Source organism: Streptomyces sp. YJ-C3, assembly GCF_053891275.1.
Genome location: NZ_CM132685.1, coordinates 2,636,244 through 2,660,276, shown reverse-complemented (window position 1 = coordinate 2,660,276; position 24,033 = coordinate 2,636,244). Strand labels below are relative to the sequence as shown.

Here is a 24,033-nt window from a genome sequence, read left to right as displayed (position 1 = left end):
ATCCTCCACGTCCGGTCCCGGCGTCCCGTCCTGGTCCGTCGCCGGCGCCGCTACGACAGGCTGTACCTGCTCAGCACCCAGATGGCGACGAGGTCGAGCGTCATCACGCTGATCGACCACAGGGGGTAGTACGGGAGGAACAGGAACTGGCCGACCAGGCTCACCGCGCCCAGGGCCAGTCCGGCCGCCCTGGCCCAGTTCTTGCCGAGGAGCACCGCCAGTCCCACGACCATCAGCGCGAGGCCGAGCACGGTGTGGATCCAGCCCCAGGCCGTCAGGTCGAACCGGTAGACGTACCGGGACGCGTGGAAGATGGTGTCGCCCGCGATGCCGGCGACGCCCATGACGAAGCTCAGCGACCCGCTCAGCTCCAGGAGCAGGCCGGCGAACATGGGCGGGCCGGTGACCGGATCGGTGTCCCGGTGCCCGGTCGTGCCCCGCAGCGTTCCACCACGGCTTTCCGACATGGCCACCCCCTGAGGCAGTTCGGTCCTGCCATCGTCCCACCGCGACGGCGGCACGTCCCCGCGCGAACAGGTCGTTGCCGCCGTGCCGCGGGGCGGGGCGTCAGACGACGGTGACCGCGTGCCGCACCACCGCGTCGAAGAGATAGCCCTGGGTGTTGTGCACCGTCGTCTCCGGCTGTGTGCGGCCCGTCGTGTCGGTGGCGCGCGCCCGGAGCTCCACCGGGCCCCTGGCCGTCGGGCGCCAGTGCGTGGACCAGCGGACCCAGTCGGCGCGGCGCGGGGTGTCGTGGAGGCGGGCGCGGTGCCAGGTGCCGCCCCCGTCCGTGCTGATCTCGACGCGGGCGATGGCGCCCGCACCGGACCAGGAGCGGCCCGTCAGACGGTGTCCGGTGTCCGCGGTGACGCGCGCGTTCCAGGGGAGCTCGAAGGCGGACTTCAGGGTCTGGCGGGTGAGCGGGGCGCTGCCGCCGGCCGGGTACGCGTCGCCGAACAGGCGGTAGAAGTCCGTGTTCCAGGGCGAGTAGAGGGGTTCGCGCGACACCTCGATGTCGCCCACCCACTTGATCGAGGCGATGCCGATCCAGGACGGGGCGACGACGCGGACCGGGGCGCCGTGGTCCGGCGGGAGGGGTTCGCCGTTCATCTCGTAGGCGAGGATCACGTCGTCGAGGGCCTTCGTCACGGGCAGGGGGCGGCGTACGCGGCCCAGGTTCGTGCCGTCCGCCGTGACGTAGTCCGGGTCGAGCCCGCGCGGCAGGACGTCGACCGCGTCGCGCCGGATGCCCGCCAGACGCAGGACGTCGGCGAGCCGCGCGCCGCGCCAGCGGGCCGAGCCGATCGCGCCCAGGGTCCAGGCGGTGCCCTCGGCCTTCTGGCCCTGCTGGCTGGTGTAGAAGCTGCGGCCGTTGCCCGCGCACTCGATGAAGGAGGAGCGGGTCACGGCGGGCAGGCGCTTGAGGTCGGCGAGGGTGAACGTCCGCCCCGGGCCGGCGAGTCCGCTGCCCCAGACACTCAACTCCCACTTCTTCGCGTCCAGTTGGGGCGTGGAGGTGTGGTTGCGCACGAAGAAGTGGGAGACGGGGGTGTGGTGGCCGGTGGCCGCGAGGGACGCGAAGTTCGTCTCCGCGTTCGTGCCGCGCACCGTGAACCACTCCTCGGGGAGCGGCTTGACGATGCCGGGCGCGGCCGGGGTCGCCGCGCGCGCCGCGGCCGCAAGGGCCGCCGGCAGGCCCGTCGCCAGACCCGCGGCGGCGAGCAGTCTCAGCAGGTCGCGGCGGGCCACTCCGTCGGCGCGGGCCCGGCCCGTCACCCACTGGCGCAGCCGGCGCCGGTCGTAGGCGGCCTCGTCGACTGCTGTGTCAGGTGCGTCGGTCGGTGTCGTCACGCGGCGAGTGTAGGAAGGCCGCGGCGCCGCGGCCCAGAGCAACTCCCGTACCGCAATGCGCTGTTCACATCACCGGGCGCGTCAGGGGTGCGTGGTCGAGACGACGTACACCATGGGGTGGTCGGGGTTGGAGCGGTTCACCACGACGCTCTGGGTGGGGGACGGCTCCCGCTGGGTGTGGGTCAGTCCGTACCAGGGGCCGGGGCCCGTGAAGTCCCAGCCGGCGACGTGCCGGTCACGGGCGCCGATCGCGAAGTCGTCCTTCTTGAGGTCGGCCGGATCGCTGTCGATCCTCGCCAGGAACGCGTCCAGGCCGTCGTTGTCGGTGAGGAACTGCGCGTACAGGCGGCTGACCTTGTAGTTGTTCGTCTCGTAGTAGGCGACGGAGCGGGAGTACGACGGGATCGGGATCTGGTAGAGGCGGCGCTGCACCTTGGACGGCCAGCCGATGGTGAGGCCGGTCGCCGAGTACTTGGCCTCCTTGTCCTTGCCGCTGTTGCGGCTCTGGTTCGCGGAGATCACCAGGTATCCGGCGGGGATCCCGATGAGCAGCACGATGGTCAGGAGGGTGAGGGCGCGGCGGCGGATCATCCGGCCGCGGTCCTCGCCCGGGCGCGGCTCGTCGTCCGGGGACGAGGGCTGGCGGGGCACGGTCGTCATTGCTGGCATTCCTGTCGCTGTTCTGTGGCCTGGCCGGACAGGCCCTAGCCCTCGGCGCCGCTGCGCGTGCGGGTGTACCGCTCGTACCGCTCGTAGCGCTCCACGCGGCGGCGCTTGGCGCGCCGGAAGCGGCGGGCGACCAGGCGGGCCAGGTCCGCGGCGCCGACCATGCCGGCCTCGGGGCCGAGCTGGGCGCGGGCGATGCGGGCCTCGGGGCGGTAGCCGCGGCCGGTGAGATGCCGCTTGAACGCGTCGCGGGCGGGGCCGATGAGGAGGTCGTCGGCGGCGGACACTCCCCCGCCGATGACGAAGCAGGACGGGTCGAGGGCGGCCGCGAGGTTGGCGATGCCGACGCCGAGCCACTGGCCGATGTCCTGGAGCAGCTCGACGCACATGGCGTCGCCCTCGCGGGCCAGCTCCGTGATGAGGGGCCCGGTGATGTCGGGCACGTGGCCCTTGACCCGCTCGATGATGTTGTACGCGACCGGGGAGTCGGCGGCGGCGAGCTCGCGGGCCTCGCGGACCAGCGCGTTGCCGGAGCTGTACTGCTCCCAGCAGCCGCGGTTGCCGCACGGGCAGCGGTGCCCGCCGGGCACGACCTGCATATGGCCGAACTCGCCGGCGACGCCGAACTTGCCGCGCTTGACCTGGCCGTCCTCCAGGATCGCGCCGCCGATACCGGTGCCCAGCGTGATCATGACGAGGTGGTCCTCGCCGCGGCCGGCGCCGAACCGCCACTCGGCCCAGGCGGCGGTGTTCGCGTCGTTGTCGACCAGCACCGGGACGGAGAGGCGGCCCGCCAGCCGGTCGCGCAGCGGCTCGTTGCGCCAGGACAGGTGCGGGGCGAACAGCACGCGGTTGCGGTCCGCGTCGACCCAGCCGGCCGCGCCGATGCCGACCGCGTGCACGTCGTGCCGGTCGGACAGGTCGAGGACCAGCTCCGTGATGGTGTCCTCGACGACCTTGGGGCTCTTCGACTTGTCCGGGGTCTCCGTGCGCACCGTCTCCAGGATGACGCCGTCCGCGTCGACGACACCGGCCATCACCTTGGTGCCCCCGATGTCGATGCCGACGGTGGGGACCCGGGGCGCGGTCAGGTGCGAGCGGCGCTCCCGGGTGCCGACGGTTCGCAGGACGGTGGCCCGGGCGCTGCCCCGGTGGGCGAGGTCGCGGTAGGTGCTCATTGCGGCGATTCTGCCTCACGGCGTGGCTCCGCCGCATGCCGGGTTTCCGGTGCGGCGGGGTCGTTTCCGGGTGCGTCCAGGGGTGGGGTGGTGGGGATCACGCGGGCGGGTACGGCCGCGTGGGGGAAGCCCCACCGGCCCGCACCCGCCGATGAGGCGGCCCCCGCCCTACGGCGCGGGGGCGTTACTTCTCGGCCCCGTCCGACGCGTGCCCGCCCAGATGCGTCGGCACCGGCGCCCGCTCCAGCTCATGACGGAGGTCATCGAGCTCGCTGCCGCCCGCCATCTGCCGGGTCAGCTCGTCGAGGGTGATCTCCTCGCGGGTGTGGCTGCCGAACATGGCCCCGCGCTTGAGCAGGATGAACCGGTCGCCGACCAGGTAGGCGTGGTGCGGGTTGTGCGTGATCAGGACCACGCCGAGACCCGCGTCACGCGCCGCCGCGACGTACTTGAGGACGACGCCCGACTGCTTGACGCCGAGCGCGGCCGTCGGCTCGTCGAGGACCAGGACCTTGGCGCCGAAGTAGACGGCGCGGGCGATGGCGACGCACTGGCGCTCACCGCCGGAGAGCGTGCCGATGGGCTGGTCGACGTCGCGCAGGTCGATGCCCATGCGCAGCAGTTCCTCGCGGGTCGTGCGGCGCATGAGGTCGACGTCCATGCGCGTGAAGGGGCCCTTGCCCTTCGTCGGCTCGGAGCCGAGGAAGAAGTTGCGCCAGACCGGCATCAGCGGGACGACGGCGAGGTCCTGGTAGACCGTGGCGATGCCGCGGTCCAGGGCCTCGCGCGGGTTGGCCAGCCGCGCCGGTTCGCCCTCGATCGAGAAGGAGCCCGTGTCGTGCCGGTGCAGACCCGCGATGATCTTGATGAGGGTGGACTTGCCGGCGCCGTTGTCACCGAGGACACAGGTGATCTCGCCCGGGTGCACGACGAGGGAGACCTCCTCGAGCGCGCGGATGTTGCCGTAGTACTTGCTGACGCCGTCGAGCTCGACGAGCGGGGTACGTTCCCCGGTGGTCGTCACTTGATCGCCTCCGCGCGCTTGCGGACCCATGCGTTGAGCAGGGTCGCGAGGAGCAGCATCGCCCCGAGGAAGAACTTGAACCAGTCCGAGTTCCACTCGGCGAACACGATGCCCTTGCTGGTCATGCCGAAGATCAGCGCGCCGATGGCCGCGCCGACCGCCGAACCGTAGCCGCCGGTGATCAGACAGCCGCCGATGACGGCCGCGACGATGTAGATCAGCTCGTTGCCGACGCCTTCGCCGGACTGCACCACGTCGTACGAGAAGAGCAGGTGCTGGCCCGAGATCCAGGCGCCGAACGCGACACCCGCGTACAGGCCGATCTTGGTCTTGTTGACCGGGACGCCGACCGCGCGGGCCGCGTCCACGTCACCGCCGACCGCGAAGATCCAGTTGCCGACGCGGGTACGCAGCAGGATCCAGGTCGCGACCAGGATCAGGGCGAGCCACCAGACGATGGTGATCTTGAAGTCGACGCCGCCGATGGTGAACGTCGAGGCGAAGAGCGCCTTCGCGGAGGAGAAGCCCTCCATGTCGGAGATCGACTTCGTGGAGACGGTGCCGCTGATCAGCTTGGTGAAGCCGAGGTTCATGCCGGTCAGCATCAGGAACGTGCCCAGCGTGATGATGAAGCTGGGCAGTTTGGTGCGGGTCAGCATGACGCCGTTGAAGACGCCGATGGCGAGGGTGACCAGGAGGGACACTCCCACGCCGACCCAGGTGTTCGCCGTCATCTGGTAGCTGAACATCGACGAGACCAGCGCCGACGACGTCACGAGGACGCCCGCCGACAGGTCGAACTCGCCGCCGATCATCAGCAGCGCGACCGGCACGGCCATGATGCCCAGGGTCGACGCCGCGTACAGCACGGTCGCGAGGCTGGTCGCGCGCAGGAAGCTGTCGGCGAAGACCGAGAAGAAGACGAAGACGGCGATGGCGCCGACGACCGAGCCGAGTTCGGGGCGGCCGAGCAGCTTCTTCCAGGGAGAGGTTCTCAGCAGCCTCTCGTCGAGCTGCTTCTCCGGAGCGGTCACTGTCATCGTGTCCCCCGCTTCGCGTATTCCTCCAGCTTGGCGGCCTCGTCCTTGGTCACGATCTGCGGGCCGGTGAGGACCGGCTTGCCGCCGCCGAGCACATTGGCGTTGTACCGGTACAGCCACAGCAGGTCCACGGCCTCGTAGCCCTGGAGGTAGGGCTGCTGGTCGACGGCGAAGCCGAGCGAGTCGTCCCGCAGGCCCTGGGCGACCTTCTCGTTCAGGTCGAAGGTGTCGATCTCGGCCTTGGAGCCCGCGTCGTCCTTGGCCTTCACGGCCGTGGCCGCGAAGGGCGCGCCGAGCGTGACGACCGCGTCGATGGACGAGTCGGACTGGAGCTTCGCCTCGATGGAGGACTGCACGTCGGGCATGTTGGTGCCCTCGACGTACAGGTTCTGCATCGTGCCGTCGAAGGTCTCCTTGGCGCCGGCGCAGCGCTGCTCGTGGCCGACGTTGCCCTGCTCGTGCAGGATGCAGAGGGCCTTCTTCTTGCCGCGCTTGTTGAGCTCCTCGCCGACGGCCTCGCCCGCGATCTTCTCGTCCTGGCCGATGTGCGTGAGCGCGCCGAATCTCTTGGACTCCGCGGAGCCCGAGTTCACGGTGATGACGGGGATGCCGGCCTTCTCGGCGCGGGCCACAGCCGCCTTCATCGCGTCCGGCTTGGCGAGCGTGACGATGATGCCGTCGACCTTCTTGTCCACGGCGGCGTCGACGAGCTGCGCCTGCTGCTGGGCCTCGTCGTTGTGCGAGTACAGAAAGTTGATGTTGTCCTTGCGGGCGGCCTGCTTGGCCCCCTCCTGCACGATGTCCCAGAAGGTGTCCCCATCACCCGAGTGGGTGATCATCGCGAAGGTCCACTTCGGGGTGTTCACCGCGGCCTTGCCCTGGGCGGTCTGGGCCTTCCGGGCGTCCTCCGCCCGCTTGCCGCCGGTGCTGCTGCATCCGGCGAGCGTGACGCCGAGCGCCCCCGCTACGGCGATGCTCACCCAGGTCCGAAACCGTGCCACGAGGCCGTGCCCTTCTTGGTCTGCTGCGTCGTACGCCGGGACCGGCCGCGAGCCGGCCCCGGCGGACCGTTTACCGGTCCTTGAGGACCACTTTGCGGTCCCAAACGCACAAGTATGGGTCACGGGGATCATCCAACGGTTCACCGGGTACCGCGCGCGGTGTACTTCTCCAGCCGGGGCACGTCTTTCCCGGTGACGAGCGCGGGGCCGGTGAGCACGGGTTTTCCGCCGCCCAGCACATTGCCGTTGGTCTTGTGGAGCCACAGTTCGTCCACGGCCAGATAGCCCTGCAGATACGGCTGCTGGTCGACGGCGAAGGAGACCTCCTTGGCCTTGAGGCGCCGGACGACCTCGGCGTTCAGGTCGAAGGTGGCGATCTCCGCCTTGCTGCCCGTGTCCCCCTTGGCCTTCACCGCCAGGGCCGCGATGGGGGCGCCGAGCGCGACGATCGCGTCGACGGACTTGTCGGCCTGGAGCTTGGCCTCGATGGAGGACTGCGAGCCGGGGGCGTTCGTGCCGTCGACGTTCAGGTTCTCGACAGTGCCCTTGAAGGTCTCCTTGACGCCGGCGCAGCGCTGCTCCAGCGAGACGTTGCCCTGCTCGTGGATCACGCACAGCGTCTTCTTGCGGCCCTCCTCGGTCAGCTCGGCGCCGACCGCCTCGCCGGCCACGGCCTCCTCCTGGCCGATGTGGCTGAGCGCGCCGTACTTCCGCGAGAACTCGGAGCCCGAGTTGATCGAGACCACCGGGATGCCCGCGGCCTTCGCCTTGGCGAGCACCGCCTGCATGGCCTCCGGTTTGGCGAGCGTGACGATGATCCCGTCGACCTTCTTGTCGATCGCGGCCTGGACGAGCTCGGCCTGGCCCTTTGCTTCCTTGTCGTTCGAGTACAGGAAGTCGACGTTGTCCTTGGCGGCGGCCTGCTTCGCGCCACTGCGCACGATGTCCCAGAAGGTGTCGCCCTCACCGGAGTGCGTGATCATCGCGATCTTCAGGCGGGGCGTGGAGACCGCCGTGCCGTCCTGGGCGCCGTCCGCCGTGGCCTCGGAGTCCTTGCCTCCCGATCCGCTGCATCCGGCGGCGAGGGCGACCATCGCGACGAGGGCCGCGGCCGTGCGAGCTGTGCGGGTCGTACGCGTGCGCATCGTGGAGCCACCTCTCCTCCGGCCGCGCGGTGCGGCTGGAGGAGTTTGTAGCGGGGTCGCCTTCCCAGCGTCAATGAATTTGTCAGAACATTCGGACCACTTACGGCATCGGCCGGGGCCGTCAGGAACGGACGAGGAGCTGGAACTCGAACGAGTAGCGCGACGCCCGGTACGTGTGCGAGCCGAACTCGACCGCGCGGCCCTTGTCGTCGAAGGTCGTGCGCTGCATGGTCAGCAGCGGCGAGCCGGCCGGCTCGCCCAGCCGCTCGCCCTCGGCGGCGGTGGCGGCGCGCGCGCCGACGGACTGCCGGGCGCTGTGCAGGGTGATCCCGGCGGCGCGCATCAGGCGGTAGAGGCCGGTGGCCTCCAGGCGTACGTCGTCCAGCGCGAGGAGTCCGATGGGCAGGTGGTTGCAGAGGTGGGCGACGGGTTCGCCGTGGGCGAGGCGCAGCCGCTCGACGCGGTGCACCTCCTCGCCCTCCCCGATCGCGAGGGCGGCGGCGACCTCGGCGGAGGCGGGCACGAGCGTGTTGCCGAGGACCCGGGTCTCGGGGCGCTGGCCCGCGGCCTCCAGGTCGTCGTACAGGCTCGACAGTTCGAGGGGGCGCTTGACCTGGCTGTGCACGACCTGGGTGCCGACGCCGCGGCGCCGCACGAGCAGGCCCTTGTCGACGAGGGACTGGATGGCCTGGCGGACGGTGGGCCGGGACAGGCCGAGCCGGCCCGCCAGCTGGATCTCGTTGCCGAGCAGGCTGCCGGGGGTCAGGGCGCCGCGCTCGATCGCCGCCTCCAGCTGCTGGGAGAGCTGGAAGTACAGCGGGACCGGGCTGCTGCGGTCGACGCTGAGCTCCAGCTGGACGGTCGGGTCGGCTACGGATTTGGCCACGGGCCGAGAGTAGCGGTGGGGAATGTTGACGGGAAGTCCTGAAGTTCGATTGTCCGGACAAAGTACGGTGGCTCACCTGCGTCGCTTTGTCAGGACAAAGGATTGACAGCATCTGGACGGAACGGCACGTTGGGTCCATGCGCATCGGACTCATCGGAACGGGCCGGATCGGAACCTTTCACGCGGGTGTGCTGGAGCGGTACCGGGAGGTCGGCTCGCTCGTCGTCACCGATGCCGAGCCCGCGCGGGCCGTCGCGCTCGCCGACCGTATCGGGGCGACCGCGGCGCCGAGCGTCGACGAACTCTTCACCTGGGGCGTGGACGCCCTCGTGATCACGGCGGCCACCGCCGCGCACGCCGAGCTGATCGGACGGGCGGCGCGGGCCGGTCTGCCGGTGTTCTGCGAGAAGCCGATCGCGCTCGACCTGCCCGGGACGCTGGCCGCGCTGGGCGAGGTCGAGTCGGCGGGCACCGTCCTCCAGCTCGGCTTCCAGCGGCGCTTCGACGCCGGGTACACGGCCGCGCGGGAGGCGGTGCGCGAGGGGCGGCTCGGCCGGCTGCACACCGTCCGGGCGATGACGTCCGATCCGGCGCCGCCCCCGGCCGCGTATCTGCCGCTGTCCGGCGGCCTCTACCGGGACTGCCTCGTCCACGACTTCGACATCCTGCGCTGGGTGACGGGGCGGGAGGTCGTCGAGGTGTACGCGGCCGGGTCCGACGCGGGTCCCGCGATGTTCCGGGAGGCCGGCGACGTCGACACGGCGGCGGTGGTGCTGACCCTGGACGACGGGACCCTGGCGACGGCCACCGCGACGCGGTGCAACGGCGCCGGGTACGACGTGCGGATGGAGCTCTCCGGCGAACGGGACACCGTGGTCGTGGGCCTCGACGACCGGACGCCGGTCACCTCGACGGAGCCGGAGGGCCCGCCGGCCGCCGCGAAGCCGTGGCCCGGTTTCCTGGAGCGGTTCGCCCCGGCGTACGAGGCCGAGCTGAAGGCGTTCGTCGACGTGGTCCGGGGCACGCGGGAGAACCCCTGTGACGGGTGGGAGGCCCTGCGGGCGCTGCGGGTCGCGGAGGCGTGCGAGAGGTCGCGGGCCGAGCGACGGGTCGTACGCGTGGCGGAGGTGGCCGGGGCCTGACGGCCCCGGGTCCCCCCTACGGCTCAGTGGTCAGCAGGCGGTCCAGGACGGCCGGGTCCGCCTTCACGCCGTCGTGGAGGTGCGTGTCGCTGACCCAGGGGCGCAGGCCGCGCACCAGGGACGCCGTCTCCAGGGACTGGTCGTGGTCGACGAACATGTCGTGGCGGTAGACCGCGGCGGCGACCGGGACGTCGTTGGCGGCGAGCCGGTCGAGGTCGTACAGGGCGGGCCAGTCCGTGCGGTGGGCGAGGCTCTCCGCCGTGGGCTTGAGGGGGGCGAGGGCCGGGTCCTCGTCGAACATCCAGGGGTAGATCATCTCGCCGGTGAAGTGCAGCGGGCCGCGCCCGTCGGCGTCGAACTCGGGGAACTCGGACCTGATCCGGTGCGCCGACCAGGCCGTGGCGCGGCCGCCCTGGGCGTAGATCGGTTCTTGCAGCACCGCGTAGAGGGGCCGCGGCGCGAGCGAGACCACGCCGTCCACGCCGCGCAGGAACGGGTCCGAGAGGGCCGGGCCGTCCGGGCCCGCGACGAACGCGCACTCCAGGAGGTAGTGCAGGGTGTCGAACCCGGACGACGTGCCGAAGGTGATGCCCAGCGACTGGAAGCGCCGCACGCTCAGGCGCTCGCCCGACGGCATCCGCACGTCGTGCTCGGCGAGGTGGTCCGCCACCTGTTCGGCCAGGGCGCGGTCCCCCGGGTAGCGGGAGAAGTAGCGGGCGTTGGTGGCGAGCGTGCGCCGGTACGCGGCCCGGTAGACGTCGTCCGCGTGACCGGTGAGCGTGGGCAGGCCGCCGGTGATCAGCGCCCGGTCGAGGCCCTCGGGGGCCAGGCTCAGATAGGTCAGGGTGCTGAACCCGCCGAAGCTCTGGCCGAGCACGGTCCAGGGGCGGTCGCCCTGGAGCCGGCGGCGCAGCAGTTCCGCGTCACGGACGATCGCGTCGGCGCGGAAGTGCGTGAGGTACTGGGCCGGGTCCGGGTGCCCCGCGAGGGTGGTGCGGTCGGCCGGGGTGGAGCGGCCGGTGCCGCGCTGGTCGAGAAGGACGACGCGGTACTCCCGCAGCGCGCGGCGCAGCCAGGCGCCGGCCGCGTTGGGGCGCTCGGCGCGGCCGCCCGGGCCGCCCTGGAGCCAGAGCAGGCGGGGCAGTTCGCGCCCCTCCATGCCCTCCGCGACGACCTCGCGGGCGAAGACGCTGATCCGCGGGCCGTCCGGCCTGGCGTGATCCAGGGGGACGTCGAGGGTGTGGTCGGTGCAGACGAGGCCGCTGTGGCGGTAGCTGGGGGTCATGGGGGGGGTCGGCTCCTCGGAGGGGTGGTGAGCGGTGCGTTCCCGGCTGCGGGTGGGTCGGGGGCCGGTCGCGTGGTTCCCCGCGCCCTTCATCGGGGCAATGCTGCACGCAATGCTGGCATTTCAGGGGCGCGGGCAACTGCGCGACCGGCTACGACGGCGCGACGGTCGGCGACGGCGCCCGCCGGCCAGGACCGTCACCCTCGGACCCGCGGAGCGGATCAGTAGCCGGCCACGCCCAGTTCGCGGCAGATCTTCACCAGCTCGGGGTGCACGTACACGCCGTCCTTCTCCATGCACTCGCCGTCGAGGTAGATCGACGGGCCGAGGATCGAGCCGTCGGTGTGGGCGGCCGAGACCCACGGCTCGCCGCCGATCCAGGCGCCCTTGGTGCCGATGCCGAGCTCCACGCAGCCGAAGACGCGCTCGTCCTCGACGATGCGGCCGGTCGGCGCGGGCACGCCCGGGTTGAAGCCGAGCGACCAGTGGGCGACGCGGAACATGTTCGGGTCGTCCCAGGACTCCATCCAGCGGCGGAAGATCTCCGCGTCCTGGCCCTCGCCGTCGATCTTCGTCACGACGCCCTTCTCGACGGTGCAGCGCACCGGGGAGCGCAGCAGGCCGAGCTGGTCCGGCGGCCACAGGGCGCCGTCGAAGACGAGGACGCCGTCCTGGGTCTCCTCCAGGGGGTTCCAGGAGATCTGGCCGGAGAGCATGACGGTCTCGCCGGGCTTCTCGGCGGGCTTGCCGCGCAGGTTGATCGGGCGGTCGCCGTTGCGGCCGGTGATGTCGGTCCCGTTGGCGGAGGTGATGCGGACCTCGTCGGCCTGCTCCAGGAGGCGGACCAGTGCCTTGCCGAGCTTGATGACGCCCTCGAAGTCGGGGCGGCCGACCGTCGCGACGAGCATGTGCACGTCCATGGCGGTCAGGTTGGTGTAGCGGCAGCCGTTTGCCATGGCGCGCCGGAAGGCGTCGGAGTGCATGACGTACGAGACGGCGAACTCGATCCACACGTCGGCGTCCGCGATGGCGCCGGCGACGGGACGCGGCGGCTCCATCGACGAGCTGGGCATGGTCTCGGACCAGACGACGACGGGGTGGGCGCCCGCGGCGGCGACGGCCTGCGCGGTGGCGTCGACGACGCGCCGGTCGCTGCTGGTGTCGCCGGTGAGGACGACGTGCTCGCCGGGCTTGACGAGCATCACCTGCTCGACCAGCTTGCGGGCGGCGAGGGCGAGTTCGTAGCTCAGGTACTCGGCCCGGGGTTCGAGCCGGCTGAACATCTCCATGGTGGTGCTCCTTGCGGGGGTGCGGGTGGGAGAGGTGGTTCGAGGAGGCGGAGCGTCAGCCCGCCTTGATGATCTGGGCGGAGTCGCCGAGCGAACTGCCCGCGATGAGGCCCGCGCCGACCAGGTTCAGCTCCTCGTCGGCGCGCGGGCCGCGCCACTTGCGGTAGCCGACGCGGACCGCGAGGGCGGCGAGGACCAGGAAGCAGGCGTGCGGGGTGAGGATCAGCAGGCCGGTCGCGAGCATCACGCCCATCTGGCGCCGGGTGCCGCCGATCAGCTGGATCAGGGCGCCGGGGATCGCCCACAGCAGCAGCGTGCGCAGTACTCCGGGTTCGCCCAGGCCGTGCTTGACGGTGTCGGCGTAGACCTTGGCGACCGGCGGGACGAGGCCCTGGCGGAAGTACGACTGCCAGAGCACGGCCACGACCACGAGGGCGGCGGCGAAGCCGATGAGCGCGGCGCGGAACTGCTCGCGGCGGCCCTCCCGCTCGAAGGGGTCCCAGGGCTGGTGGTCGCGGCGCAGCAGCCAGCCGGCCTTGAGGTCGTAGCCCATGTCGGCGAAGGCGGGCCCGGTGGCGGACACATAGCCGACGAGGAGGGCGAGCGGGACCGAGGGGATGCCGATGAGCAGGCCGAAGACCAGGAAGATCAGGGTGACGGCGAAGGACGGGAACCAGCCGGACTGCATGGCGGCGAGTCCCACGATGAGCTCGTGCACGAGGGCGGCGAACGCGGCGAACAGCACCCAGCCGACGAGACCCAGGGGGCTCATGTCGCCGATCAGTCCGCCGAGGACGGCGAGCAGCACGGCGCCGGCGACGAAGAGGGCGTAGCCGCGGACGAGGGAGCGGCGCAGGGCCCGCTCGTCGACGGTGTACGCGGTGGTCGGGTCGGCGGCCGGCGCCTCGGGGGCCGCGGGCCCGGTGGAGTCCGGCGCGGCCGTCGAGCGGCGGCGGACCAGCATGACGACGGCCTGGCCGAGCGCGACGACGCCCGCGCCGACCATGACGCCGTGCGGGACGTAGCCCGCGCCGAGGTCGGTGTGGAACAGGTCGGGGCCGAACTCCCGCAGCCCGAGGCCCACGCCGAACATCAGCAGGGCCCAGACGTTGCCGAGGAACGCGACGCCCGCGGCGGACAGCGGCAGGCTCAGCAGGGTGCCGCCGATGCCGACGAGGGTGCCCGCGCCGAGCACCAGGGCACGCTTGCCGCCCTTGTCACCGGCCTTGATGGTCTCGGCCGCGGCGGTGCCGGGCGGCCAGGCGCCGTCGGCGGGCAGCAGCCGCGAGCCGAAGGACCGGTACAGCACCCAGGTGTCGATGAGCAGGCCCGCGAACGAGCCGGCGAGCATCGGCCAGACCAGGTCCTGGCGCCCGAACACGTACGGCACCGCGATCGAGGTGAGCAGTGCGTTGGCGGAGGCGAAGGTGGCGGCGGAGATGGCGCTCTGCGCGAGGTTCTGCCGGTGGACGGAGCGCATCGAGCGCAGCGCGCCGAGCGGGATGCGTCCGATGAGCATGGCGATCAGGGCGCCGACGACCGAGGTGTTGGCGGAGATCCCGAGCCTGGCGACGAGGTCCGCGCCGATGACGGCGCCGACGACGGAGAGCGCGGCGAGGACGACGAACACGACGGGTTCGCGCACGCGCGGGTGACCGGCGCCCGGCGGCGCTGCGGTCCGGTCCGGGTCGCGCGGCGGGGGCGGCTCGGTGGCGGACGGCGAGGTGTGGTGCGACACGGGGGCACCCCTTGGTGGGCGGGCTCGTCCCCTGGAACGGGCGGACGGGCGGGGCTGGTGCGGGCAGGCGGCAGCGAGCCGCGTACGGCGGTGCGGGGCGCGTCGTACGGGCGGTGGTGGTCCGGCGGGCGGTGCCGCGCCGGCCGGGTCAGGAGCCGAAGGCGGCCGTGGCCTCCTCGGCGCCGGCCAGGACGAGTGCGGTGATGCGGTCGGCGGCGCGGGTGATGCGGTGCGCGGGGCCGATGACGGTGAGCGAGGCGGCGACGGAGCCGGCCTGGAACACCGGGGCGGACACGGCGGCGACGGCTTCGTCGTACTCGCCGTGGCTGACGCTGTACCCCTGGGCGCGTACGTCGGCGTACAGGCTCTGCAGGGTGTCGAGTCCGGTGACGGTGTGGTCGTTGAAGCGCTGGAGCGGGGTGGCTCCGAACAGGCGCTGGATCTCGGCCTCGGGGTAGTGGGCGAAGATCGCGTGGCCGGAGGCGCCGGCGTGGCCGGGCATGACGGCGCCGATGATCGCGGTGTAGCGGACGGGTCCGGTGCCGTCGACGGCGGCGGCGCATCGGTAGCCCGCGCCCTGTGGCACGTTCAGGACGACGCTCTCGCCGGTCTCGCGCAGCAGGCCCGCGAGGATGGGGCGGACGAGCGACGGCAGGACGCCGCTGTGCTCACCGGCGCGGGCCAGCCGGGAGACGGCGGGGCCGAGCCGGTAGCGACGGGTGGTGGTGTCGCAGGTCAGGAAGGAGCGGGAGGCGAGCGTGGTGAGGATGCGCTGGGCGACGGCCTTGTCCCAGCCGTGCCGGCGCGCCATCTCGCTCACGCCCCACTCCGGGCGGCGCTCGGTGAAGGAGAGCAGGGCGAGCAGGGCCCGGTCGGCGCCCTGGAGGACGCCGGGCTGGGGTGGAGCCGGGGCGTCCGCGGTGTCGTCCCGGTCGGCCTCGTCCGCGGTGTCGTCGGCGTTCCTGCGGGTCGCCTCGGTCATCGCTCGCTCCTCTCCGTACCCTTGCTCGGTGCGCTGAGCGCAACGTCGTTGCGCTCAGGGGCGAGAACTATGAGTTCGGTGGGGTGCGAGTGTCAAGGGTGTTCTTCGGCACGTCCGCGACGCGCCGCCGGACGGCGGATCAACGCTGGTCGGCGGTGCGGACCGGGCCCTGCGCGGCGGCGTGCCGGCGCGGAGAAGCTGTGCGCCGGACGTGCGGACGGACGGGCCGAGCGCGGCGCCCGCCGCGAACATCAGGGCGCTGTCCGCGGCGTAGGAGATCGGAGCTCCTGGGGACGGTCGGCGGCTACCAGCGCACCGGCAGTCCCCGGACCCCGCGCATCAGCACCCCGGGCAGCCAGCTGTCCGGCTCGCCGTCCAGGGCCAGGTCCGGGCAGCGCTCCAGCAGCGACCGGATCGCCGTCCGTCCCTCGATGCGGGCCAGCGGGGCGCCGACGCAGTAGTGGATGCCGTGGCCGAACGCCAGGTGCCCGCGGGCGTCGCGGCGGATGTCGAAATCGTCCGGGCGGGCGAAGCGGTCCGGGTCACGGCCCGCCGAGCCGATGCCGATGAGGACGGGGGCACCCGCCGGGATCACCCGGCCGTCGATCTCGACCGGTTCCGCCGCGAAGCGGTGGGTGGCGGTCTCGACCGGGCCGTCGTAGCGGAGCATCTCCTCCACCGCGCCGTCCAGGAGCGTCATGTCGGCGCGCAGGGCCGCGAGCTGGTCCGGGTGGTCGAGCAGGGCACGGACGCCGTTGCCGATCAGGTTCACCGTCGTCTCGTGGCCGGCGATCAGCAGGAGGAAGGCCATGGCGCGCAGCTCGGAGGGGGAGAGCCGGTCGCCGTCCTCCGCGGTGGTCCTGATGAGCGCGCCCAGCAGGTCGTCGGCGGGCTCCGAGCGGCGCTTGTCCTCGATCAACGCGTCGAGGAACGCGGCCAGTTCGACGTAGACGTCCGACTCGTCGGCGCTGGTGGGCGCGACCACCTGGGTCGACATCCGGCGGAAGCGGTCCCGGTCGATGTCGGGGACGCCGAGCAGCTCGCAGATGACGACGAGGGGCAGCGGGAAGGCGAGTGCGGCGATCAGGTCGGCCGAGCCGCGCGGCACCATGTCGTCGAGCAGCTCGTCGGTGATCTTCTGGATGCGCGGCGCGAGCTCCACCACCCGGCGCGGAGTGAACTCGCGGGTGACGAGGGAGCGCAGCCTGCCGTGCTCGGGCGGGTCCGCGAAGAGCAGATGCCGCCCGATGAGGGAGTCCTCGAAGCCCCAGGGCGGCGACTTGACCAGACGCGGGTCGGTGAACGCGGCCCGGGCCGCCTCGTGCCCGACGATCAGCCAGACCTCCTCGCGGGGCCCGGGGCCCGGCGTGCGCACGTGGTGCACGGGAGCGTGCCTGCGCAGCGCGTCGTACACGGGATAGGGGTCGGCGTAGAACGACCGTGCGTCGGCGGCGAATTCGCCGAGGTCGACGGTCCCGCTCAGATCTGCCATGGCTGTGTGTCCCCCGCTCTCGTCACGGCCGCCGGCCGGTGTCCACCGCTCTGCCTGTTCAACTCGCGCCGCTCACGATCCGTTCCCGTCCGCTCCCGCCGGTCTCCAGGAACCGGGCGAGCGGCAGGGTCGCCGCGCCGACCGTGACCGCGTCGGCGCCGAGGCGGCCGAGTTCGACGGTGGTCTGGGCGAAGGGGTGGCGCAGCGCGTACGCGGCGGCGGCGCGGCGCACCGGTTCGATCAGGCGCGGGCCGAGCAGCAGACCGGCCCAGCCGCCGACGACGATCCGCTCCGGGTTGAAGAGGTTGACCAGGTCGGCGATGCCCGCGCCGAGGAACTCGGCGGTCTCGTCGAGGAGTTCGGCGGCGGCCGGGCCCGGGTCGGCGAGGAGTTCGGCGAGCGCGCCCTCCTCGTCCGGCGACGTCCGGTCGCCGCCCGCCTCGCGCCAGCGTTCCAGCAGCGCCTCGGCGCCGACGTACGCCTCCAGGCAGCCGCGCGCCCCGCACCGGCAGGGCCGGCCGCCGACCCGCAGCACGGTGTGGCCCCACTCCCCCGCGCTGCTGGAGGAGCCCTGGTAGGGCACGCCGTCGGCGATGACGCAGGCGCCGACGCCGGAGCCGATGAGGGTGATCACGGCGTTGCGGGCGCCGCGGCCCGCGCCGAACCACATCTCGGCGCGGCCGAGCGTCTTGGCGCCGTTGTCGACGAACAGCGGGATCTCCTGCGGGAGTTCGCCCGGGGCGCGCAGCATCGCCTCCAGGGGCACGGCCTCCCAGCCGATGGTCTGGCCGTGCACGACGGCGCCGGCCGGGCCGGAGGCGTCCACTATGCCGGGCACGCCGATGCCGACACCGATGAGCGACGCCGGGGTGACGTCCGTTCCGGCCAGGACCTGGGTGAGGCCGCCGGCGATGAGGCGTACCACCTCGTGGGCGTCGTACGTGCCGTCCGGCGTCGCGTCGGGCAACGGGGCGTCCACGCGCGCGAGTTCGCTCAGGGACAGGTCGAACAGCTCCACCCGGACCCGGGTCTCGCCGACGTCCACCCCGACGACGTGCCCGCTGCCGGGCGCGACGCGCAGCAGGGTCCGCGGGCGGCCGCCGTCGGAGTCGACGGAGCCGGCCTCCTCCACCAGGCCGTCGGCGACCAGCTCCGCGACGACATTGCTGATGGAGCCGGAACTGAGCGCGGTGAGCGGGCCCAGCTCCTGTCTGCTGAGCGGTCCGTCGAAGTAGAGCTTGCTCAATACGGTCGCCCGGTTGTTGCGGCGCAGATCGCGCACCGTCCGCCGGCGTGGCCCTGCCATCCCTGGCTCCCCCTTCGCGCAACGCTTAGATCACGGTGTGAAATTTACCGTGACTCCGCGGACGGTCAGCCGTCGAGCAGGCCCGCGTCGTGGACGAGCAGCGCGATCTGTACGCGGTTGGTGAGGTCGAGCTTGGTCATGATGCGGGAGACGTGCGCCTTGACGGTGGCGACGCTCAGGTAGAGGGTCGCGGCGATCTCGGCGTTGGACTTGCCGCGGCCGATCTCGACGGCGACGTCGCGTTCGCGGTCGGCCAGGTCGTCGAGCCGGCGCCGGGCGCCCGCCGCGCGGACGTCCCGCTCGGAGGCGGCGGCGTGGGTCATCAACTGCCGGGTCACGGCGGGCGAGAGCACGGGGTCACCGGCCACGACGCTGCGCACGGCGCCGAGGATCTCGGCGGGGGTGGCGTCCTTGAGCACGAATCCGGCCGCGCCCGCGCGCAGCGCCCGCAGCACCTGCTCGTCCGCGTGGAGCGTGGTGAGGACGACCACCTCGGGGGCGTCGGTCCGCGCCCGGAGCCGTTCGGTGGCGGTGAGGCCGTCCATGTTCGGCATGCGGATGTCCATGAGGACGACGTCGGGCCGGACCGTGCCGGCGACCGCGAGGGCCTCCTCGCCGTCGGCCGCCTCGCCGACGATCTCGACGTCCTGCGCCCCGCCCAGCATGAAGGTCAGGCCCGAGCGGACCAGCGGATCGTCGTCGACGAGCAGCAAACGGATCACGTTCATGGCCCCCACCGTAGTCACACCGTTGTCGTACCGGATCCGTCGTCCTGCCTGCCGCTCAGCCGCTCCATGGCAGCCAGGCCCGGACGACGAACCCGCCGTCGGGTCCGGGCCCGTGGTCGAGCCGGCCGCCCGCGAGGGTGGCCCGTTCGGTCAGGCCGATCAGGCCCTGCCCGGAGCCGGGGACGTGCGGCACGTCGCCGGGCGGCGGCGGATTGCTGACCGTGACGGTGAGGCCGTCGCCGGGCGCGCCGCCGACCACGACCGCGACCTCGGCGCCGGGGGCGTGCTTGCGGGCGTTGGTCAGGCCCTCCTGGGCGATGCGGTAGGCGGTGCGGCCGGCGGAGGCGGGCACGGCGGTCGGTTCGGTGACGCGGTTGTCGAGGCTGACCTTCATGCCGGCTTCGCGGGACTCGGCGACCAGCAGGTCCAGGGCGGCGAGCGTGGGCTGGGGCCGGCCGGACTCCTCGCCGTGGTCGCCGGCCCGGAGCACGCCGATGATCTCGCGCAGGTCCTGGAGCGCCTCGTGCGCGCTCTCCCGGATGACGCCCGCGGCCCGGGCGATCTCCGCCTGCGGCGCGTCGGGCCGGAACTCCAGGGCGCCCGCGTGCACGCTCAGCAGCGTCAGGCGGTGGGCCAGGACGTCGTGCATCTCGCGGGCGATGGCCTCGCGGGCCAGCCGCTGGGCCTGCTCGGCGCGGAGCGCGGCCTCGGTCTCGGCGCGGTGGGCGCGGTCCCGCAGCGACATCAGGAGCTGGCGCCGGGAGCGGACGAACATGCCCCAGCCGACACAGGTGATCGCGATGATCACGGTGAAGGCGACCGAGACCAGGTACGGGGAACTCGGGTCGGGGCGCATCCAGAAGAAGACCGGGATCAGCGCGATGGAGATGCCCGCGACCCAGGCGACGTAGCGCAGCGGGCGGTGGACGGCCAGCGTGAACACGGAGATCGCCACCGCGCCGCCGGCGCTGTCGGACAGCAGGCCGACGGGCACCATCGCGAGGGCGAGGCCGAGCGGCCAGCGGCGGCGCAGCCAGACCGCGGCGCAGGACAGGGCTCCGACGAGCTGGTCGAGGACGGCGACGCCGTGCGAGATGTCCGGGTTCTTGTCCAGCTGGTCGGCGGAGAGCATGCCGATGAAGACCGCGATCAGGAAGCAGCTGAAGTCGACGGCCCAGTCCCGGGCGGTACGCCGACGACGGCCGGGGCGGCCGTCGGAGTCGAGGTCGAGTTCGTCGGCCACGGCCGACGGCAGCAGCCAGCGGCGGGACCGCGACGGTGACGGGGCCGCCTGCCCGGGGTGTCCGCTCCGCGTCGATGCCTCCATGGTCGACAAATCTACGCACCGTGGAGGCTCCGCACCGCCCCGAGCCGCCCGGAGCCGACCAAAGTCGCGCGATCGGCGACTTTGGTCGGCCCGGCACCGTCCGGACCGCGACGTGCGTCGTACGTGCCTCGCCCCGCGGCCGATGTGAGTGGGGGGTCCGCGGGGCGAGAGTCCTTGCATGAACAAGAAGCAGGTGCAGCAGATTCTGGAGATCGTCGGCGGCCTCGCCCTGATCCAGGGCGTGGTCGGCATCGTCCACGAGTTCACCGGCCGGCTGGGCTGGGGCCTGATCCGCCATGTCGGCTTCCTCGACGGCCGCGAGGTGTACGGCAGCATCGCGCTGATCGTGGTCGCGATCGCCCTGATCGCGGCCGCCGAGAGTCAGAAGGCGGACTAGGACCCGGGCCCCGAAGAGGCTCCGGCTCGGCGGTCGTGGTCTAGCAGTCGTGGTCGACGAGGTCGAACGACGCGTAGTGGTCGGACGTGTAGTAGTCCTCCTGGCTCGCCTCTCCGGTGACGATGCGGCGGGCGCCGCGGTCGGAGGAGCCCGGCGTGATGACCGTGTACTCGTGGTAGTAGCCGGTGGACCGGGACGGCAGGACGCCCTCGCGGTTCTGGAAGACGGTGCCGTCCTGCTCGTACGGGTAGGGGCCGCCCTGCGCGATGAGGTCCAGGGTGTCGTGTGCCTGGGACGGCAGGTCGGAGTAGCAGATGTCGCCGACCGCGGCGGCGGAGAACGTGGCGGCGGTGGCGACGGGGGCCGGGGCGGCCTGGGCGGCGACCGTGGCGGGGCCGCCGACGAAGAGAGCGGCGGCAAGGGCTGCGACGCTGATGAAGCGTGGGGGAATCTTCATGCCCCCTAGTGTGACGCGCGTAGACGGGTACACGTCAACACCAACTACATCTTGTTTTCCATGAGTTAACGTGCGGCCCTGCGGCCCCATCCGGTTCCGGCCAGCACCAGCGCGCCGCCCACCAGGCCCGTCGCGCCCAGGTGTTCACCGCCCAGCACGATGCCGACGGCCGCGGCCCACAGCGGTTCGGTGCCCAGGAGCAGGCTGACGCGGGAGGGCGAACTGCGGCGCACCGCCCACATCTGCACGAAGAACGCGAACAGCGTGCAGAAGACGGACAGGAACAGCAGCCCCGCCCAGCCGGCGGGGGTGAAGGCGGCCGCCGCGTCCCACGGCGCCGCGCCCGTGCCGGGCGCGGCGCACAGCAGGGCGAACACGACGACGGCGGAGCCGAGTTGGACGGTGGTCAGCGGCAGCGCGTCGGCTCCCTGGACGGACTTCAGCCGGGCCATGACCAGCACGTGCACGGTGCGGGCGAGCGCGGCGAGGAGCATCAGGAGGTCGCCGGCCGACGGGGCCGTGAATCCGCCGCCCTGGGTGAGCAGGACGACGCCGAGCACGGAGGTCGCGGCCGCCGCCACGAAGGCGCGGGGCGGCCGGGTGCGGGTGACGGCCGCCTCGGCGAGCGGGGTGAAGATCATCGTGAGGCTGATGATGAGGCCCGCGTTGGTCGCCGAGGTGTGCACGACCCCGTACGTCTCCAGCAGGAAGATGCCGCTGAGGATCAGGCCGAGCGTGCCCGCGCCGCGCCACTGGGCGGCGGTCAGGTTCTTCAGCGCCCGTCGGCCGGCCACGGCGAGCACGGGCAGCACCGTCCCGAAGCGCAGCACGAGGACCGCGAGCACGGTGGACCGGGTGGTGACGCCCTTGGCCGCGAGGTAGCTGGCGCCCCAGACGGCCGCGACCGCGAGGAGCGGGACGTCGGTGAGCCAGGCACGGGGGCGGGGCGCGGGCAGGGCGAGCGCGGTCAAGGGCGGGTCTCCGGCTTCGGATGGAGGCATGAAGGCTGTGGAGACGACGGCGGCTCGCACGGGAGCGATCACCGTACCCGTGGCGTGATCGTCCCGGCCATACCTCCGCCGGGCCCGATCGTGGCGTCCGATTGCCGCCAGCTTCCGCCTCCGTACGCCGCTGTACTCGAGGCCACAACGACCGATGACCTCAGGAGAGAGCATGAACGGCAAGGTGGCTCTGGTGACCGGCGGCAGCCGCGGGATCGGTGCGGCGACGGCGCTGCGGCTCGCGGCGGACGGCTTCGACGTCGCGCTGACCTATGTGCAGGGCAAGGAGGCGGCTGAGGACGTGGTCCGCCGGATCGAGGCCCTGGGGCGGCGCGGACTCGCGGTGCGTGCCGACGCGGCGGACGCGGACGAGGCGGCGGGCGCGGTGACCGTGACGGCGCGGCGGCTCGGGCGTCTCGACGTGCTGGTCAACAACGTCGGTGTCGGCGTTCTCGGCCCGCTCGACGGCCTGGCCCTCGCCGACGTGGACCGGGTCCTCGCGGTGAACGTGCGCGGCGTCTTCCTCGCCGCGCAGGCCGCGGCCCGGGTCATGGGCGAGGGCGGCCGGATCGTCACGATCGGCACCTGCATGACGCAGCGCGTCCCGGGCCCCGGCGGCACGCTGTACGCGATGAGCAAGTCGGCCCTGATCGGTCTGACGAAGGCGCTCGCCCGGGAGCTGGGCGGCCGGGGCATCACGGCGAACATCGTCCATCCGGGCCCGGTCGACACGGACATGAACCCGGCGGACGGCCCCTTCGCGGCCGGGCAGGCGCAGATGACGGCGCTGGGCCGCTTCGGCACGGCGGACGAGATCGCGGGGACCGTGGCCCACCTGGCGGGGCCCGCGGCCGCGTACGTCACGGGTGCGGAGTTCGCGGTGGACGGCGGGCACGCCGCGTAGACACGCAAAAGATGCGGGGCACACCGGTGCTGTCAGGCCGGTGTGCCCCGCAGGCTCTTCCTATCGGTTACGCACCCAACTCCGCATGGCGGGCCGCCAGTTGAGACGCGCCCTGCTCCGTGAGGGAGCCGAACAGGCGCAGTCGGGAGATACCGCCGTCGGGGAAGATGTCGATCCGGGCGTGGGTGCCGACCGCCGGGGTGTCGAGCACGAAGCGGTGGTTCGTGTCGGGCTGGAGGCGGGTGCGGGGCAGGACCTCGACCCACTCGCCGTCCTCGCCGTCCTTGACGGAGACCGAGGCCCAGCCGGCGCTGTTCCCCTTCAGGTACGCGGTGTCGATCTCCAGGGCGCGGATCTGCGACTGGGCGACGAGCTGGTACCGGATCCAGTCGTTGCCGTTGTCGCGGCGGCGCCGGGTCTCCCAGCCGTCGTCCATCTTGCGGGAGTAGCCCGGCTGGATGGTGTTGGAGGCCGGCGAGTAGAAGAGGTTCGAGGCGTCCTCGGCGCGGCCGCCGTTCGCCAGGGCGACGACGTCGAAGGTGCCGAGCGCGGCGAGCCACTTCGGGTCCGGGACGACCTCGCCGTACACGCGCAGGCGGGCGATGCCGCCGTCGGGGTGCTGGTTGACGCGCAGGTGCGTGAAGCGCTGCTCGACGTCGACCGCGAAGCCGTTCGCCGCGTGACCGCCGACGGCCGTGCGGGGGACGAGCGTCGTCCACTTCACGTCGTCGGAGAGGAGCTCCTCGGGGGTGGGCGCGCCCGCGACCGACGCGGCCTCGACCGAGACGGCCTGCGGGTAGTTGCCGCGGAAGTGGGCCGTGTCGACGACGATGCCGCGGATGACGCCAGGGGCGCCGAGGCGGACGAGGGCCCAGTCGTGGTCCTCGGCGGTGGGCCACGGGTGGTCGGCGCCGGTGCCGCGGCGACGGCGGGTCTCCCAGCCGTCCATGATCTTGCCCTTGTGGCCGAAGTGCTCCGGGTCGAACTCGGCGCGCTCGGGGATGAGCAGGTTCTCGCGCTGCGCGAAGAACTCGTCGTTCGCGGCGATCACACCGGCGCCGAGCTGGCGCGCGGCGAGGTCGGCGTACTGGGTGAACGGGAAGTCCGCGGTGCGGTAGTCGGCGTACGGGTCGCCGCCGCCGTAGGGGCTGGCGTCACCGGTGAAGCTGGGTATCCCAGAGTTCGCGGACATGG

At 72.6% G+C, this 24,033-nt stretch carries 23 protein-coding genes; 3 read left to right on the top strand and 20 right to left on the bottom strand.

Annotation, left to right across the window (positions count from 1 at the left end; genetic code table 11):
- Window positions 1-50: 50 nt before the first annotated feature.
- The 9 genes from ACVHNB_RS11725 to ACVHNB_RS11685 form a co-directional block, all read right to left on the bottom strand.
- Complete coding sequence (locus ACVHNB_RS11725; RefSeq protein WP_456227998.1) at window positions 51-467, bottom strand: DUF7144 family membrane protein; 417 nt, start codon at window positions 465-467, stop codon at window positions 51-53.
- A gap of 100 nt (window positions 468-567) precedes the next feature.
- A complete protein-coding gene (locus tag ACVHNB_RS11720; protein WP_456227997.1) occupies window positions 568-1,851 on the bottom strand; it encodes a sulfite oxidase in 1,284 nt (427 codons plus the stop codon).
- Window positions 1,852-1,932: 81 nt separating this feature from the next.
- Window positions 1,933-2,511: a sugar kinase gene (locus ACVHNB_RS11715; protein WP_428951433.1), complete on the bottom strand. Its 579-nt coding sequence runs from the start codon at window positions 2,509-2,511 to the stop codon at window positions 1,933-1,935.
- Window positions 2,512-2,555: 44 nt separating this feature from the next.
- On the bottom strand, window positions 2,556-3,695 hold the full coding sequence (locus ACVHNB_RS11710) for an ROK family glucokinase (RefSeq protein ID WP_428951434.1): 1,140 nt from the start codon (window positions 3,693-3,695) through the stop codon (window positions 2,556-2,558).
- Window positions 3,696-3,879: 184 nt separating this feature from the next.
- Window positions 3,880-4,749 carry an ATP-binding cassette domain-containing protein gene (locus tag ACVHNB_RS11705; protein ID WP_428951435.1) on the bottom strand — a complete coding sequence of 290 codons (870 nt, stop codon included), beginning with the start codon at window positions 4,747-4,749 and terminating at the stop codon, window positions 3,880-3,882.
- A complete protein-coding gene (locus tag ACVHNB_RS11700; protein ID WP_428951436.1) occupies window positions 4,716-5,759 on the bottom strand; it encodes an ABC transporter permease in 1,044 nt (347 codons plus the stop codon). Before ACVHNB_RS11700 ends, ACVHNB_RS11705 begins: the two co-directional genes overlap by 34 nt.
- Complete coding sequence (locus ACVHNB_RS11695; protein WP_428951437.1) at window positions 5,756-6,760, bottom strand: sugar ABC transporter substrate-binding protein; 1,005 nt, start codon at window positions 6,758-6,760, stop codon at window positions 5,756-5,758. The genes ACVHNB_RS11700 and ACVHNB_RS11695 overlap by 4 nt, the downstream gene beginning before the upstream one ends.
- 140 nt (window positions 6,761-6,900) lie before the next feature.
- Complete coding sequence (locus ACVHNB_RS11690; protein ID WP_428951438.1) at window positions 6,901-7,905, bottom strand: sugar ABC transporter substrate-binding protein; 1,005 nt, start codon at window positions 7,903-7,905, stop codon at window positions 6,901-6,903.
- A gap of 121 nt (window positions 7,906-8,026) precedes the next feature.
- Complete coding sequence (locus ACVHNB_RS11685) at window positions 8,027-8,791, bottom strand: GntR family transcriptional regulator (RefSeq protein ID WP_428951439.1); 765 nt, start codon at window positions 8,789-8,791, stop codon at window positions 8,027-8,029.
- A gap of 137 nt (window positions 8,792-8,928) precedes the next feature.
- On the opposite strand from ACVHNB_RS11685, the gene ACVHNB_RS11680 reads away from it, so the two are divergent.
- Window positions 8,929-9,933, top strand: a complete 1,005-nt coding sequence (locus tag ACVHNB_RS11680; protein WP_456227996.1) for a Gfo/Idh/MocA family protein — start codon at window positions 8,929-8,931, stop codon at window positions 9,931-9,933.
- Window positions 9,934-9,949: 16 nt separating this feature from the next.
- Here ACVHNB_RS11680 and ACVHNB_RS11675 read toward each other — a convergent pair whose 3' ends face one another.
- From ACVHNB_RS11675 to ACVHNB_RS11640, 8 genes are all read right to left on the bottom strand, one after another.
- Window positions 9,950-11,218, bottom strand: a complete 1,269-nt coding sequence (locus ACVHNB_RS11675) for an alpha/beta fold hydrolase (RefSeq protein WP_456227995.1) — start codon at window positions 11,216-11,218, stop codon at window positions 9,950-9,952.
- A 221-nt stretch (window positions 11,219-11,439) separates the two neighbouring features.
- Window positions 11,440-12,507, bottom strand: coding sequence for a M29 family metallopeptidase (locus tag ACVHNB_RS11670; protein WP_428951442.1), 1,068 nt, complete (start codon window positions 12,505-12,507; stop codon window positions 11,440-11,442).
- Between the two features lie 55 nt (window positions 12,508-12,562).
- On the bottom strand, window positions 12,563-14,245 hold the full coding sequence (locus tag ACVHNB_RS11665) for an OPT/YSL family transporter (RefSeq protein ID WP_456227994.1): 1,683 nt from the start codon (window positions 14,243-14,245) through the stop codon (window positions 12,563-12,565).
- A gap of 148 nt (window positions 14,246-14,393) precedes the next feature.
- Window positions 14,394-15,227, bottom strand: a complete 834-nt coding sequence (locus tag ACVHNB_RS11660) for an IclR family transcriptional regulator (RefSeq protein WP_456227993.1) — start codon at window positions 15,225-15,227, stop codon at window positions 14,394-14,396.
- A 304-nt stretch (window positions 15,228-15,531) separates the two neighbouring features.
- On the bottom strand, window positions 15,532-16,719 hold the full coding sequence (locus tag ACVHNB_RS11655) for a cytochrome P450 family protein (protein WP_456227992.1): 1,188 nt from the start codon (window positions 16,717-16,719) through the stop codon (window positions 15,532-15,534).
- Window positions 16,720-16,777: 58 nt separating this feature from the next.
- A complete protein-coding gene (locus tag ACVHNB_RS11650; RefSeq protein WP_456227991.1) occupies window positions 16,778-18,025 on the bottom strand; it encodes an ROK family protein in 1,248 nt (415 codons plus the stop codon).
- A 65-nt stretch (window positions 18,026-18,090) separates the two neighbouring features.
- Window positions 18,091-18,753 (bottom strand): response regulator, encoded by a 663-nt coding sequence (locus ACVHNB_RS11645; protein WP_456227990.1) that lies wholly within the window; start codon window positions 18,751-18,753, stop codon window positions 18,091-18,093.
- A 55-nt stretch (window positions 18,754-18,808) separates the two neighbouring features.
- Window positions 18,809-20,080, bottom strand: coding sequence for a sensor histidine kinase (locus tag ACVHNB_RS11640; protein ID WP_456227989.1), 1,272 nt, complete (start codon window positions 20,078-20,080; stop codon window positions 18,809-18,811).
- 178 nt (window positions 20,081-20,258) lie between these two features.
- On the opposite strand from ACVHNB_RS11640, the gene ACVHNB_RS11635 reads away from it, so the two are divergent.
- Window positions 20,259-20,477: a hypothetical protein gene (locus tag ACVHNB_RS11635; RefSeq protein ID WP_428951450.1), complete on the top strand. Its 219-nt coding sequence runs from the start codon at window positions 20,259-20,261 to the stop codon at window positions 20,475-20,477.
- Between the two features lie 40 nt (window positions 20,478-20,517).
- Here the strand turns inward: ACVHNB_RS11635 and ACVHNB_RS11630 are convergent, their stop codons facing one another.
- The gene (locus ACVHNB_RS11630; RefSeq protein WP_456227988.1) at window positions 20,518-20,934 is read right to left on the bottom strand and encodes a ribonuclease; all 417 of its coding nucleotides are present in this window, start codon (window positions 20,932-20,934) and stop codon (window positions 20,518-20,520) included.
- A 65-nt stretch (window positions 20,935-20,999) separates the two neighbouring features.
- The gene (locus ACVHNB_RS11625) at window positions 21,000-21,905 is read right to left on the bottom strand and encodes a DMT family transporter (protein ID WP_456227987.1); all 906 of its coding nucleotides are present in this window, start codon (window positions 21,903-21,905) and stop codon (window positions 21,000-21,002) included.
- A 202-nt stretch (window positions 21,906-22,107) separates the two neighbouring features.
- Here ACVHNB_RS11625 and ACVHNB_RS11620 point away from each other — a divergent pair, with 202 nt between their 5' ends.
- Window positions 22,108-22,839 (top strand): SDR family oxidoreductase, encoded by a 732-nt coding sequence (locus ACVHNB_RS11620; RefSeq protein ID WP_428951453.1) that lies wholly within the window; start codon window positions 22,108-22,110, stop codon window positions 22,837-22,839.
- Window positions 22,840-22,906: 67 nt separating this feature from the next.
- Here the strand turns inward: ACVHNB_RS11620 and alc are convergent, their stop codons facing one another.
- Window positions 22,907-24,031: an allantoicase gene (gene alc, locus ACVHNB_RS11615; RefSeq protein ID WP_456227986.1), complete on the bottom strand. Its 1,125-nt coding sequence runs from the start codon at window positions 24,029-24,031 to the stop codon at window positions 22,907-22,909.
- Window positions 24,032-24,033 lie beyond the last annotated feature (2 nt).